The sequence below is a fragment of the Pseudomonas sp. 2hn genome (assembly GCF_019646095.1).
In the GTDB taxonomy this organism is placed as follows: domain Bacteria; phylum Pseudomonadota; class Gammaproteobacteria; order Pseudomonadales; family Pseudomonadaceae; genus Aquipseudomonas; species Aquipseudomonas peradeniyensis.
On the sequence record NZ_CP081016.1, the window covers coordinates 1,560,861 to 1,574,327 of the forward strand.

The 13,467-nt window shown below is 64.1% G+C and carries 10 protein-coding genes; 3 read left to right on the forward strand and 7 right to left on the reverse strand.

Going from position 1 to position 13,467, the window contains the following annotated elements; translation table 11 throughout:
• Positions 1-33: 33 nt before the first annotated feature.
• Entirely contained in the window at positions 34-918 is an 885-nt protein-coding gene (locus tag K2O50_RS07270) for a LysR substrate-binding domain-containing protein (protein WP_050706747.1), read from the reverse strand.
• A gap of 239 nt (positions 919-1,157) precedes the next feature.
• On the opposite strand from K2O50_RS07270, the gene K2O50_RS07275 reads away from it, so the two are divergent.
• Positions 1,158-4,175 carry an FAD-binding and (Fe-S)-binding domain-containing protein gene (locus K2O50_RS07275; protein WP_050706746.1) on the forward strand — a complete coding sequence of 1,006 codons (3,018 nt, stop codon included), beginning with the start codon at positions 1,158-1,160 and terminating at the stop codon, positions 4,173-4,175.
• A 123-nt stretch (positions 4,176-4,298) separates the two neighbouring features.
• Here the strand turns inward: K2O50_RS07275 and K2O50_RS07280 are convergent, their stop codons facing one another.
• From K2O50_RS07280 to phhA, 5 genes are all read right to left on the reverse strand, one after another.
• Positions 4,299-5,486, reverse strand: coding sequence for an MFS transporter (locus K2O50_RS07280; protein ID WP_050706745.1), 1,188 nt, complete (start codon positions 5,484-5,486; stop codon positions 4,299-4,301).
• 96 nt (positions 5,487-5,582) lie between these two features.
• Entirely contained in the window at positions 5,583-5,711 is a 129-nt protein-coding gene (locus K2O50_RS26600; RefSeq protein ID WP_256206020.1) for a hypothetical protein, read from the reverse strand.
• Positions 5,712-6,076: 365 nt separating this feature from the next.
• The gene (locus K2O50_RS07285; RefSeq protein WP_162232978.1) at positions 6,077-7,273 is read right to left on the reverse strand and encodes an amino acid aminotransferase; all 1,197 of its coding nucleotides are present in this window, start codon (positions 7,271-7,273) and stop codon (positions 6,077-6,079) included.
• Positions 7,270-7,626 carry a 4a-hydroxytetrahydrobiopterin dehydratase gene (locus K2O50_RS07290; protein ID WP_011534975.1) on the reverse strand — a complete coding sequence of 119 codons (357 nt, stop codon included), beginning with the start codon at positions 7,624-7,626 and terminating at the stop codon, positions 7,270-7,272. Before K2O50_RS07290 ends, K2O50_RS07285 begins: the two co-directional genes overlap by 4 nt.
• Before the next feature lie 38 nt (positions 7,627-7,664).
• Positions 7,665-8,453: a phenylalanine 4-monooxygenase gene (gene phhA, locus K2O50_RS07295; protein WP_050706743.1), complete on the reverse strand. Its 789-nt coding sequence runs from the start codon at positions 8,451-8,453 to the stop codon at positions 7,665-7,667.
• A gap of 256 nt (positions 8,454-8,709) precedes the next feature.
• Here phhA and K2O50_RS07300 point away from each other — a divergent pair, with 256 nt between their 5' ends.
• On the forward strand, positions 8,710-10,269 hold the full coding sequence (locus K2O50_RS07300) for a sigma-54-dependent transcriptional regulator (protein WP_050706742.1): 1,560 nt from the start codon (positions 8,710-8,712) through the stop codon (positions 10,267-10,269).
• Between the two features lie 172 nt (positions 10,270-10,441).
• On the opposite strand, the gene K2O50_RS07305 is transcribed toward K2O50_RS07300, so the two are convergent.
• Positions 10,442-10,696 (reverse strand): DUF2790 domain-containing protein, encoded by a 255-nt coding sequence (locus K2O50_RS07305; RefSeq protein ID WP_023630669.1) that lies wholly within the window; start codon positions 10,694-10,696, stop codon positions 10,442-10,444.
• 406 nt (positions 10,697-11,102) lie between these two features.
• Between K2O50_RS07305 and acs the strand changes: the two genes are divergently transcribed.
• Positions 11,103-13,064, forward strand: coding sequence for an acetate--CoA ligase (gene acs, locus K2O50_RS07310; RefSeq protein ID WP_050706739.1), 1,962 nt, complete (start codon positions 11,103-11,105; stop codon positions 13,062-13,064).
• Positions 13,065-13,467 lie beyond the last annotated feature (403 nt).

Here is a 13,467-nt window from a genome sequence, read left to right on the forward strand (position 1 = left end):
CTGGCATCGGGTTTTTTGTTGTCTGTGCCAGCCTCAGATCTGTTCCAGCAGCCAGCTGCGAAACGCCCGCAACGAAGGCAGTGCCTCATTCCTGGGTGGATAGATCAGGTAATAGCTACGCTGGCTGGCAAACGGCTCGCCGGGGCTGAACAGCTCGCCGCTGGCCAGTTCCTCCTCCACCAGAATCCTGGGCACCAGGCCGATCCCTATCCCCGCCCGTACCGCCTGGATCAGGTGCGACGTCAGCTCGAAACTCGGCCCCAGGCGCATCGCCCGGTGGGGCAGGGCGTGGTGGGAGAACCACTCCCCCCAGGCATGGGGGTTGTTGGCGACGTTGAGCAGCACCTCTTCGCTGATCCGCGCCGGGCACCAGTGCTGGCCGTCGCGAGCGCTGTCCGGCGGCAGGATCACCACCAGCTCCTCGGCGTGCAGGCGATGGCAGACCAGCCCGGGCAGGTCGTGGGTGGCCACGCCGATGGCGGCGTCGATCTCGCTGGTGTCGAAGTTGATCGCTTCGATACGGGAATGAATGTGCACCAGCATGCCGGGGTGGGCGCTGTAGAACGCATGCAGGCGCGGCAGCAACCATTTCGAGCCGAAGGTCGGCAGGGTCGCCAGGCGCAATGTGCCGACCCCGGACTGATAGGCCAGGGCCTGCAGGGTGGCGCTGCGGATGCGTCCGAGGGCCTCGCTGAGCTCGCGCTGGTACAGGCGGCCGACATCGGTCAGTTGCACCTGGCGCCCCTCGCGGCGAAACAGGGTGAGCCCCAGCTGTTGCTCCAGCGCCTGCACCTGGCGGCTCACCGCGCTCTGGGTCAGCGACAGCTCGGCGGCGGCGCGGGTGTAGCTTTCATGCCGCGCGGCGGCCTCGAAGGCCAGCAGCAGCGACATGGACGGGGTGAGGTGGCGGTAATTCATTCATAAAGCTCATCGATAGCGGCAGGAATATCCGTTTGCCCCTGGCGCGAAACTACAGGAACATGGGCGCATTCGTCATGCGGTATAGAACATTCATACCGTAGTCGCAGGAAACACGGCATTTCGTGGGAGCGGGCTTGCCCCGCGATGGCGTCATCGCGGGGCAAGCCCGCTCCCACGAAATGTTGTAATGCCTGGAACCCGTGAATTAGCCAATATCGAATAGAGGCCATCCTTCGATGATCGCCCAGCTTCCGCCCCGTGCGCCCGCCGCCCATTACCCTGAATTCCTCGAAGGCCTGAAGAACAGCGGCTTCCGTGGCCAGATCAGTGCCGACTACGGCACCCGCACCGTGCTGGCCACCGACAACTCCATCTACCAGCGCCTGCCCCAGGCGGCGGTGTTCCCATTGGATGCCGACGATGTGGCGCGGGTCGCCACGCTGATGGCCGAGCCACGCTTTCGCGACATCAAGCTGACCCCGCGTGGTGGCGGCACCGGTACCAACGGCCAGTCGCTGACCGATGGCATCGTCGTCGACCTGTCGCGGCACATGAACAGCATTCTCGAGATCAATGTCGAGCAGCGCTGGGTGCGGGTTCAGGCGGGCGTGGTCAAGGACCAGCTCAATGCCGCGCTCAAGCCACATGGGCTGTTCTTCGCACCGGAGCTGTCCACCTCCAACCGCGCCACCGTCGGCGGCATGATCAACACCGACGCCAGCGGCCAGGGTAGCTGCACTTACGGCAAGACCCGCGACCACGTGCTCGAGCTGCACAGCGTGCTGCTCGGTGGCGAGCGCTTGCACAGCCTGCCGATCGATGACGCGGCGCTGGAGCAGGCCTGCGCCGAGCCCGGCCGGGTTGGCGAGGTGTATCGCATGGCCCGCGAGATCCAGGAAACCCAGGCAGGGCTGATCGAAAGCATCTTCCCCAAGCTCAACCGCTGCCTGACCGGCTACGACCTGGCGCACCTGCGCGACGAGCAGGGCCGTTTCAACCTCAACAGCGTGCTATGCGGCGCCGAAGGCTCGCTGGGCTATGTGGTCGAGGCCAAGCTCAATGTGCTGCCGATCCCGAAGTACGCGGTGCTGGTCAACGTGCGCTACAGCAGCTTCATGGACGCCCTGCGCGACGCCAACGCGCTGATGGCGCACAAGCCGCTGTCGATCGAGACCGTCGACTCCAAGGTGCTGATGCTGGCGATGAAGGACATCGTCTGGCACAGCGTCGCCGAGTACTTCCCGGCCGACGCCGAGCGCCCGACGCTGGGCATCAACCTGGTGGAGTTCTGCGGCGACGAGCCGGCCGAGGTCAATGCTCGGGTCGAGGCGTTCGTCGCGCACCTGCAGCGCGACACCAGCGTCGAACGCCTTGGGCACACCCTGGCGGAAGGTGCCGAGGCGGTCACCAGGGTCTACACCATGCGCAAACGCTCGGTGGGGCTGCTGGGCAACGTCGAGGGCGAGGTGCGGCCACAGCCGTTCGTCGAGGACACCGCCGTGCCGCCGGAGCAGTTGGCTGACTACATCGCCGACTTCCGCGCGCTGCTCGACGGTTATGGTCTTGCCTACGGCATGTTCGGCCATGTCGATGCCGGCGTGCTGCACGTGCGGCCGGCGCTGGACATGAAGGATCCGGCCCAGGCCGCGCTGGTCAAGCCGATCTCCGATGCCGTGGCGGCGCTGACCCAGCGCTATGGCGGCCTGCTCTGGGGTGAGCACGGCAAAGGCCTGCGCTCCGAGTACGTGCCAGAATACTTCGGCGAACTGTACCCGGCGCTGCAGCGTCTCAAGGGCGCATTCGACCCGCACAACCAGCTCAACCCGGGTAAGATCTGCACCCCGCCGGACAGCGCCGAAGGCCTGACCCCGGTGGATGGCGTGACCTTGCGCGGTGACCTTGACCGCCGTATCGACGAGCGCGTCTGGCAAAGTTTCGGCAGCGCCGTGCACTGCAACGGCAACGGTGCCTGCTACAACTACGACCCCAACGACGCCATGTGCCCGTCGTGGAAGGCCACCCGCGAACGCCAGCATTCGCCCAAGGGGCGTGCCTCGTTGATCCGCGAATGGCTGCGCCTGCAGGGCGAGGCGAACATCGATGTGCTCGCCGCCGCCCAGCGCAAGGCGTCCTGGCTCAAGGGACTGCCGGCGCGCCTGCGCAACAGCCGTGCGCGCCAGCAGGGACAGGAAGACTTCTCCCACGAGGTATACGACGCCATGGCCGGCTGCCTGGCGTGCAAGTCCTGCGCAGGGCAGTGCCCGATCAAGGTCAATGTGCCGGACTTCCGCTCGCGCTTCCTCGAGCTGTACCACGGTCGCTACCAGCGTCCGTTGCGCGACTACCTGATCGGTTCGCTGGAGTTCACCATCCCTTACCTGGCCCATGCGCCGGGCCTGTACAACGCAGTGATGGGCTCGAAGTGGGTGAGCAGGCTGCTGGCGGACAAGGTCGGCATGGTCGACAGTCCGCTGATCAGCCGTTTCAACTTCCAGGCCACCCTGACCCGTTGCCGGGTTCAGGTGGCGAGCGTGCCGGCCCTGCGCGAGCTGACCCCGGCCCAGCGTGAGCGCAGCATCGTGCTGGTCCAGGATGCCTTCACCCGCTATTTTGAGACGCCACTGCTGGCCTCGTTCATCGAACTGGCCCATCGCCTCGGGCACAAGGTGTTCCTCGCGCCCTACAGCGCCAACGGCAAGCCGTTGCATGTGCAGGGTTTCCTCGGTGCCTTCGCCAGGGCGGCGATCCGCAACGCCACCCAGCTCAAGGCCCTGGCCGACTGCGGCGTGCCGCTGGTGGGGCTGGATCCGGCAATGACCCTGGTCTACCGCCAGGAGTACCAGAAGGTCGATGGCGTGGAGTGCCCGTCGGTTCTGTTGCCCCAGGAGTGGCTGATGAACGTGCTGCCCGAGCAGGCGCCGGCCAAGGCCGACAGCTTCCGCCTGATGGCCCACTGCACCGAGAAGACCAATGTGCCGGCCAGTACCAAACAGTGGGAGCAGGTGTTCGCCCGCTTGGGGCTGAAGCTGGTCACCGAGGCCACCGGCTGCTGCGGCATGTCCGGTACCTATGGGCATGAAGCGCGGAACCAGGAAGCCTCGAGGACCATCTTCGAGCAGTCCTGGGCGACCAAGCTGGACAAGCAGGGTGAGGCATTGGCGACCGGCTATTCCTGCCGCAGCCAGGTCAAGCGCATGACCGAGAAGCAGTTGCGCCATCCGTTGGAGGTGGTGCTGCAGTATGCGCAGCGCTAGTCAATTGATGGGGCCGCTTTGCGGCCCTTTCGCGGCACAAGGCCGCTCCTACAGGAGGTTTTGTTCCTCTGTAGGAGCGGCCTTGTGCCGCGAAAGGGGTGCAAAGCACCCCCCCCCCGGCTTTTAGCGTTCCCGTTGCAGTCGAGCTTGTCGGTACAGATAGCAGCTCAACACTAACCCACACCCCGCCGCCGCCGCCGCGAACAGAAACATCGAGGCAAATCCGAACCCCGCCGCCACCGCGCCCACCAGCGGCCCGGTGATCCCCAGCGACAGGTCGATGAACAGCGAATAGGCCCCTACCGCCGCGCCGCGGTTGGCTGCCGACACCTGGTTCACGGCTTCCACCCCGAGTGCCGGAAACACCAGCGAGAATCCGAACCCGCTCAAGGCCGCGCCGGCCAGGGCCATCTCGGCGCTGGGCGACAGCCACAGCATCAGCAACCCCAGTGTCTCCACCGACAGGCAGGCAATCGCCACGCGAAAACCGCCGATGCGGTTGATCAGGTTACCGAACAGCAGGCGCGCGCAGATGAAGCTGGCGCCGAACAGGCTCAGGGTCAGCGCGGCATTGGGCCAGTCGCGGCTGGCGTAGTACAGCGTGATGAAGGTGGCGATGGTGCCGAAGCCGATCGAGCCCAGGGCCAGCCCCGAGCCATGGGGGAAGACCTTGCCCAGTACCCGCAGGAACGGCAGGCGCGCGCCGGCGACCACCGGCGCGGCGCGCTTGGGCCAGGCCAGCACCAGGCCGATGACGCCCAGCAGGATGATGCTCGCGCCCATGCTCCACAGCCCGAGCTGCTTGACCATTAGGACGCCGAGCGGCGCGCCGATGGCCAATGCGCCATAGCTGGCAATGCCGTTCCAGGAGATCACCTTGGCGGTATTTTCCGAGCCGACCCGGCCGATGCCCCAGCCGATCGAACCCGAGCCCACCAGGCTCTCGGCGCTGCCCAGCACCAGGCGGCCGATGAACAGGCAGGCCAGGCTCAGCCAGGGCAGGTGGGTAAGAAAGCTGCAGGCCAGCATGAACACGCCGCTCAGGCCGCAGCCGAACAGGCCGTACATGACCGCTTTCTTGCTGCCGAGGTTGTCGATGATGCGGCTGGCGGTGGGGCGGCTGAGCAGGGTGGCCAGGTACTGCACGCTGATCACCAGGCCCGCGACCACGGCGCTGAAGCCCAGGTCGTTGTGCACGTAGCCGGGCAGCACGGCCAGGGGGATGCCGATGTTCAGGTAGCCGATGAAGGTAAACAGGACGATGGAAACGACTTGCAGGGTGACCGCAAGGGGGCGCGGTGAGTCGGGCATGAGGGTCTTCGGTAGAGGTTCTGGACGGTGTGAAAACGCGATGACGGGGATATCCCGCAGGTCAGCCGTTTTCACACAGTCGGGTGGGGTGCGCGATTATTCCGGGTCGGCGCTGGATTGATCGTCACCGTCCTGGTCGACGGCGGGCGTCGGTTCGGCGTGGGCGGCAACGGATTGCTCTTCGGGGTTCAGGCTTGGGAAGGGAAGATTCGGGATTTCATGCATCTCGTCGTTCCTCGCAAGTGTGAGTGAAAAGGCGGCGCCAGGGCGCATGTGTGGCTTCGAAAAGCTGGGGCAGGATACAGCAGTCTGGATGACAGTTTGAGATTTTTGCCGGGCGCTGGTCGGTTTTAGCGGGCGATCAGCGCACCGCCGACTGTGTTCGGGCGCCGGAAACTCTGTGGGAGCAACAGCCTTGTACTGCCAGCGTTCGATTCATCGCAGGCTGCGTCGCCCACAGTTACAGCGCTTGATGTCAAAGCAGCGCGTATCCTGTGGGAGCGGGTTTACCCGCGAACACCGGCGAAGCCGGTGCCATCCACCGCGTCGCTTGCTTCGCGGCTAAAGCCGCTCCCACAGGTACTGCGATATCAGCGACAGACGTCGGCGATGGCCGCCGCCAGTTGCTCCAGGCGTCGTGCATCCGCCCCGGCGATGTTCGCCCGGCCAGTACCGACCATGTACACACTGTGCCGCTCACGCAGCAGGCGCACTTGCTCGGGGTTCAGGCCGGTGTAGGAGAACATCCCGCGTTGCACGGCGATGTGCGCGAAGCGCTCGGCCAGGCCATGGGGCGCCAGCGCCTGCACCAGGCCCTGGCGAAGCTCGGCGATGCGCTGGCGCATGGCGTTCACTTCCTCGACCCACAGCGCCTTGAGCGCCGGATCACCGAGGATCTCGGCGACCACCGCGGCGCCATGGTCCGGTGGCGTCGACCACAGGTTGCGCGCAATGAACGCCAGCTGGCTGCGCACATCCAGCAGTTTCTCGGCATCGTGGCTGCACACCAGCAGGGCGCCGGTGCGATCGCGGTACAGGCCGAAGTTCTTCGAGCAGGAGCTGGTGACCAGCAGTTCCGGCAGTTCAGCGGCAAACAGGCGCACCGCCCAGGCGTCTTCCTCCAGCCCGTCACCGAAGCCCTGGTAGGCGAAGTCGATCAGTGGCAGCAGGTTGCGGCGCTTGACGATGTCGAGCACCACGCGCCAGTCGTCCTGGCCCAGGTCGAAACCGGTGGGGTTGTGGCAGCAGGCGTGCAGCAGTACCACGTCGCCTTCCGGCGCCTGTTCCAGCGCGGCGAGCATGCCGTCGACGTTCAGGCGGTTGTCCTTGCCCACGTAGGGGTAGTGGGACACCTTGAGCCCGGCACCGGCGAAGATCGTCTCGTGGATCGGCCAGGTCGGGTCGCTCAGCCAGACCCCGCGGCCGGGCAGGCAGTGGGCGATGAGCTCCGCTGCCAGGCGCAGGGCGCCGGTGCCACCCGGGGTCTGGGTGGCGCCGGCGCGCTGACTGGCCAGCAGCGGCGAGTCGCTGCCCAGCACCAGCTCGCTGACCAGGTGGCCGAACGCCGCGTCGCCATGGCCACCGATGTAGCTTTTGGTGGCCTGGCGCTCGACCAGGCGCTGCTCGGCCTGCTTGACCGCCGCGGGAATCGGCGTCAGGCCCTGGGCGTCCTTGAACACGCCGACGCCCAGGTCGAACTTGGCCGGGTTGTCGTCGCGGGCGTAGGCCTCCATCAGCCCCAGGATCGGGTCGCCAGGAACCCGACCGATGGCCGCGAAGTGCATCACTTGCGCCCTTCGGCGGTCTTGGCGACCTCGTCGGTGCGCGCGCACATGATGAAGTCGTTGCGGTGCAGGCCCTTGATCGAGTGGCTCCACCAGGTCACGGTGACCTTGCCCCACTCGGTCAGCAGACCCGGGTGGTGACCTTCGGCTTCGGCGATTTCGCCGATGGCGTTGGTGAAGGCCAGGGCGTGCTTGAAGTTCTTGAACAGGAATACGCGCTCGAGCTCCATGTGGCCGTCGCGGACTTCGATGTTCCAGTCCGGGATCTGCAGGATCAGTTCTGCCAGTTCATCGTCGGAGACTTTCGGCGCATCGGCGCGGCAGGCTTCGCAGTGGGCTTGGTTCAAGGCATTCATGGGTGTTTTCCGATTTGAGTTGTTATCGACAGGGGCGCTCAGGCAGCGACCTTGGGTGGAAACTTCGGTGCGTGCAGGCCCAGCTGCATGGCCTGGTTGACCATGGCCATGATGTCTTCGTGGGCCAGGTCGAACAGGCGCTTCATGTTCGGCAGGACGAAGTACAGGGGCTGCAGGATATCGATGCGGTACGGCGTGCGCATGGCCTCGATCGGGTCGAAGGCCTGGTGCTCCGGCTCGCCGGACAGACTGTAGACGGTTTCCTTCGGCGAGGAGAGGATGCCGCCGCCGTAGATCTTGCGACCCTGTGCGGTCTCCATCAGGCCGAACTCGATGGTCATCCAGTACAGGCGCGCCAGGTACACACGCTGTTCCTTGGTCGCCGCCAGGCCCAGCTTGCCGTAGGTGTGTGTGAATTCGGCGAAGAAGGGGTTGGTCAGCAGCGGGCAGTGGCCGAAGATCTCGTGGAAAATGTCGGGCTCCTGCAGGTAGTCCAGCTCTTCCGGGGTGCGGATGAAGGTGGCGACCGGGAAGCGCTTGCTGGCCAGCAGTTCGAAGAAGGTCTGGAAGGGGATCAGCGCCGGCACGCGGGCGACCTGCCAGCCGGTGGTGGCGCCCAGCACCTTGTTGATTTCGCCGAGCTGGGGGATGCGGTCATGGGGTAGCTTGAGCTGCTCGATGCCGTCCAGGTATTCCTGGCATGCCCGGCCTTCGATCACTTTCAGTTGGCGAGTGATCAGGGTGTTCCACACCGCATGCTCTTGCTGCGGGTAGTCGATAAAACCATGCGCATCGGGCTCGCGTGCCACGTATTGCGTCTGTTTCATGTGGCTCTCCTGGTGAGGGCGTTCTTGTTATGTACAGGACATGCCTTAGGAATATCCCTACAAACGCGGCTTTGCACCGGGGTTGAGGCCACTTGTGGCTATCCGCTGGTCCTGAATTCGTAACGATAATTTTACAAAAATGCCCTTGTGCCGGAAAATCACGGGCATCGAGCTGAGTTGAAGGGCGATTCTGTCAGCTTATCTTTACGACTTTTCCGCGTGCCAAGTAAAAACCTTGGCCGCTTCGAGAGCTTTCATGCGTATCAAAGTGCACTGCCAGAACCGCATCGGCATCCTGCGGGACATCCTCAACCTGCTGGTGGAGTACGGCATCAACGTGCTGCGCGGCGAGGTGGGCGGCGATCATGGCAACGCCATCTACCTGCACTGCCCGAACCTGATCAACCTGCAGTTCCAGGCCCTGCGGCCGAAGTTCGAGTCGATCGCCGGGGTATTCGGGGTCAAGCGGGTCGGCCTGATGCCCAGCGAGCGCCGGCACATGGAGCTCAATGCGCTGCTGGGCGCACTGGATTTCCCGGTGCTGTCGATCGACATGGGCGGCAGCATCGTTGCCGCCAACCGTGGCGCGGCGCAGTTGCTCGGTGTACGGGTGGACGAAGTGCCGGGCATTCCGTTGTCGCGCTATGTCGAGGACTTCGACCTGCCGGAGCTGATCCGCGCCAACAAGTCGCGGATCAACGGCCTGCGCATCAAGGTCAAGGGCGATGTGTTCCTCGCCGATATCGCGCCGTTGCAGTCGGAGCATGATGACAGCGAGGCCCTGGCGGGCGCGGTGATCACCTTGCATCGTGCCGATCGCATCGGCGAGCGTATCTACAACGTGCGCAAGCAGGAGCTGCGTGGCTTCGACAGCATCTTCCAGAGCTCGCGGGTGATGGCCGCGGTGGTGCGCGAGGCGCGGCGCATGGCGCCGCTGGATGCGCCGCTGTTGATCGAGGGCGAGACCGGTACCGGCAAGGAGTTGCTGGCGCGCGCCTGTCACCTGGCTAGCCCCCGTGGCCAGGCGCCGCTGATGGCGCTCAACTGCGCCGGCCTGCCGGAGTCGATGGCCGAGACCGAGCTGTTCGGCTACGGGCCGGGGGCGTTCGAGGGCGCGCGAGCCGAAGGCAAGCTGGGGCTGCTGGAGCTTACCGCCGGTGGCACGCTGTTCCTCGATGGCGTCGGGGAGATGAGCCCGCGCTTGCAGGTCAAGCTGCTGCGCTTCCTGCAGGATGGCTGTTTCCGTCGTGTCGGGAGTGACGAAGAGGTGTACCTGGACGTGCGGGTGATCTGCGCGACCCAGGTCGACCTGTCCGAGCTGTGCGCCCGGGGCGAGTTCCGCCAGGACCTCTACCATCGCCTCAACGTGCTGTCGCTGCACATTCCGCCGCTGCGCGAATGCATGGATGGCCTGGAGGGGCTGGTGCAGCACTTCCTCGACCAGGCCAGCCGGCAGATCGGCTGCCCGATGCCGCGCCTGGCGCCGGCGGCGATGGACAAGCTTGCCCAATATCATTGGCCGGGCAACGTGCGCCAGCTGGAGAACGTGCTGTTCCAGGCGGTGTCGTTGTGCGAGGGCGGGGTGGTGAAGAGCGAACATATCCGTTTGCCGGATTATGGCGCACGCCAACCATTGGGTGAGTTTTCCCTGGATGGCGATCTTTCGCAAATTGTCGGACGGTTTGAAAAGGCGGTATTGGAAAGTCTGATGAGCGAGTTTCCAAGTAGCCGGGCGCTGGGGAAAAGATTGGGAGTTTCCCATACGACCATTGCCAACAAGTTGCGGGATTATTTGTTGAACAAGTCGGCGGAGTGAGTGTGGCTAATTACCTCGAAAGTTACACTTTTTCCTGTAGGAGCGGCCTTGCGCCGCGAAAGGGCCGCAAAGCGGCCCCGACGATCTTGGCGTGCCGCTGAAAACCTGGGGCCGCTGCGCGGCCCTTTCGCGGCGCAAGGCCGCTCCTACAGGGATAGTGCAAGGGCTGGCCTCAGCCGTTGGAACAACCGTTCCCCATCACGCGGTATTCGAGAATGTGCTTCTGGCCCTGGGAGTCCTCGTAGGTCATGCGGGCCGGCACCACTTCGCAGACGTTCGGCACTTCGCTCATGGAGATGACGCGGGCGATGTCCAGGTGCTGCGAATAACTGTACTGTTCAACCGGAATCTGCTCGACATCTTTTGCTTCGCCGGCCAATGCCGCGCCGCAAAAACCGCCAAGTACCAATACCAGTAAAGCTTTCATTTTCAAGTTACCTGTCTAAGGTCGTGAGGGGGCACGCGGCGCTTATGGCGCCGCGAGTACAGCAAGTTTCAACTATCGGGATGAGGTGCGGATTAACGCTGCCTTCGTGGGGGCTGTTACCAAGTTAATCGCGTTGCCGTTGCTGGCGAGATGAATTTTAGGGAGGCGCCCACGGCTGAAACAGAGGGGGTTTTGATAAAGTCTTTTGACAGAATCTGTAACAATCCCCGCCGAAACCCAGATTTTTTCTCTCGACGATGGCTGCATGCCATGTGCTAGAGCGGTCGCGCCTGATCGGTGAGTCGACGGCCCGTCGCGTTACTACCAACGTCGAATGGTCTTGGCCGCTCTGGTACAGTTACAAACGGTTCCATACAAAAACAACTATTACACCGAGGTAACACAGATGAGTGCGGCTCCACTGTATCCCGTTCGTCCCGAGGTTGCGGCCAGTACCCTGACCGACGAGGCCACCTACAAGGCCATGTACCAGCAATCGGTGATCAACCCGGACGGCTTCTGGCGCGAGCAGGCCCAGCGTCTGGACTGGATCAAGCCTTTCACCAAGGTCAAGCAGACCTCGTTCGACGACCACCATGTCGACATCAAGTGGTTCGCCGACGGCACTCTGAACGTTTCCTATAACTGCCTGGATCGCCATCTTGCCGAGCGCGGCGACCAGTTGGCGATCATCTGGGAAGGCGACGACCCTTCCGAGCACCGCAACATCACCTACCGCGAGCTCCACGAGCAGGTCTGCAAGTTCGCCAACGCCCTGCGTGGCCAGGACGTGCACCGTGGCGACGTGGTGACCATCTACATGCCGATGATCCCCGAGGCCGTGGTCGCCATGCTGGCCTGTGCACGCATCGGCGCGATCCACTCGGTGGTGTTCGGCGGCTTCTCGCCGGAGGCGCTGGCCGGACGCATCATCGACTGCAAGTCGAAAGTGGTGATCACCGCTGACGAAGGCCTGCGCGGTGGTCGTCGCACCCCGCTCAAGGCCAACGTCGACCTGGCCCTGACCAACCCTGAAACCAACAGCGTGCAGAAGATCATCGTGTGCAAGCGCACCGGTGGCGACATCGCCTGGCACCAGCACCGCGACATCTGGTACGAAGACCTGATGAAGGTCGCCTCCAGCCACTGCGCGCCGAAAGAGATGGGCGCCGAGGAAGCGCTGTTCATCCTCTATACCTCCGGCTCCACCGGCAAGCCCAAGGGCGTGCTGCACACCACCGGCGGTTACCTGGTGTATGCCGCGCTGACCCATGAGCGCGTGTTCGACTACCGTCCGGGCGAGGTCTACTGGTGCACCGCCGACGTGGGCTGGGTCACCGGCCACAGCTACATCGTCTACGGCCCGCTGGCCAACGGCGCCACCACGCTGCTGTTCGAAGGCGTGCCGAACTACCCGGACATCACCCGGGTGTCGAAGATCGTCGACAAGCACAAGGTCAATATCCTCTACACCGCGCCAACCGCCATTCGCGCCATGATGGCCGAAGGCGAAGCGGCGGTGGCCGGTGCCGATGGCTCCAGCCTGCGCCTGCTGGGTTCGGTGGGCGAGCCGATCAACCCCGAGGCCTGGAACTGGTACTACAAGACCGTCGGCAAGGAGCGTTGCCCGATCGTCGATACCTGGTGGCAGACCGAGACCGGCGGTGTGCTGATCAGCCCGCTGCCGGGCGCCACCGCGCTGAAGCCTGGCTCGGCGACCCGTCCGTTCTTCGGCGTGGTGCCGGCGCTGGTGGACAACCTGGGCAACCTGATCGAAGGCGCCGCCGAGGGCAACCTGGTGATCCTCGACTCCTGGCCGGGTCAGTCGCGTTCGCTGTACGGCGACCACGACCGTTTCGTCGACACCTACTTCAAGACCTTCCGCGGCATGTACTTCACCGGTGACGGTGCCCGTCGCGACGAAGACGGCTACTACTGGATCACCGGTCGCGTCGACGACGTGCTCAACGTTTCCGGGCACCGCATGGGCACTGCCGAGATCGAGAGCGCGATGGTGGCGCATCCGAAGGTCGCCGAGGCGGCGGTGGTGGGCGTGCCGCACGACATCAAGGGGCAGGGTATCTACGTCTATGTCACCCTCAATGCCGGTGAGGAGTCGAGCGAGCAACTGCGCCTGGAGCTGAAGAACTGGGTGCGCAAGGAGATCGGCCCGATCGCTTCGCCGGATGTGATCCAGTGGGCGCCGGGGCTGCCGAAGACCCGTTCGGGCAAGATCATGCGCCGCATCCTGCGCAAGATTGCCACCGGCGAGTACGACGCACTGGGTGATATCTCCACCCTGGCCGACCCAGGCGTGGTACAACACCTGATCGACACCCACAAGGCGATGAGCCTGGCCACCGCCTGAGTCGAAGCGTCGCGGCAAGTCGGCTCCTGAAGGTCGTGGGGCGGGCTTGCCCCGCGATAAGGCCATCAACAAAAGCCCCGCCCACACCCGGCGGGGTTTTTGCTTTACTGATACAGACTGTTACTCCGACATTCATCGGTAACCCTGGCTGTCACCGATTTCGCCCAAATGCGGGGCTTGTGGAAACATTCATGTGCCATTTGAGTGCATTGCTGGGAGCATTTCGTGCAGGGTCGCACGCTGCGCTTGCCGGAATACAAGGCTTTGCCAATAATGGGCCCGCTTATTGCTTTGGGTATAGGTTATTTCTCTTTTGCTCTTGCATATCTCGCAGGAGCTGTCAATATCGCCCGCCGCGGTTCCTGGCGCTTCTGTAATTAGTTGTCGCTTTGAAGAAATATCG

Bases quoted from the DNA above. Each gene is read 5' to 3' on its own strand.
- K2O50_RS07300 (WP_050706742.1), top strand. From the start codon at position 8,710: ATGCGTATCAAAGTGCACTGCCAGAACCGCATCGGCATCCTGCGGGAC.
- phhA (WP_050706743.1), bottom strand. From the start codon at position 8,453: ATGAAACAGACGCAATACGTGGCACGCGAGCCCGATGCGCATGGTTTT.
- K2O50_RS07305 (WP_023630669.1), bottom strand. From the start codon at position 10,696: ATGAAAGCTTTACTGGTATTGGTACTTGGCGGTTTTTGCGGCGCGGCA.
- K2O50_RS26600 (WP_256206020.1), bottom strand. From the start codon at position 5,711: ATGCATGAAATCCCGAATCTTCCCTTCCCAAGCCTGAACCCCGAAGAG.
- acs (WP_050706739.1), top strand. From the start codon at position 11,103: ATGAGTGCGGCTCCACTGTATCCCGTTCGTCCCGAGGTTGCGGCCAGT.
- K2O50_RS07290 (WP_011534975.1), bottom strand. From the start codon at position 7,626: ATGAATGCCTTGAACCAAGCCCACTGCGAAGCCTGCCGCGCCGATGCG.
- K2O50_RS07270 (WP_050706747.1), bottom strand. From the start codon at position 918: ATGAATTACCGCCACCTCACCCCGTCCATGTCGCTGCTGCTGGCCTTC.
- K2O50_RS07275 (WP_050706746.1), top strand. From the start codon at position 1,158: ATGATCGCCCAGCTTCCGCCCCGTGCGCCCGCCGCCCATTACCCTGAA.
- K2O50_RS07280 (WP_050706745.1), bottom strand. From the start codon at position 5,486: ATGCCCGACTCACCGCGCCCCCTTGCGGTCACCCTGCAAGTCGTTTCC.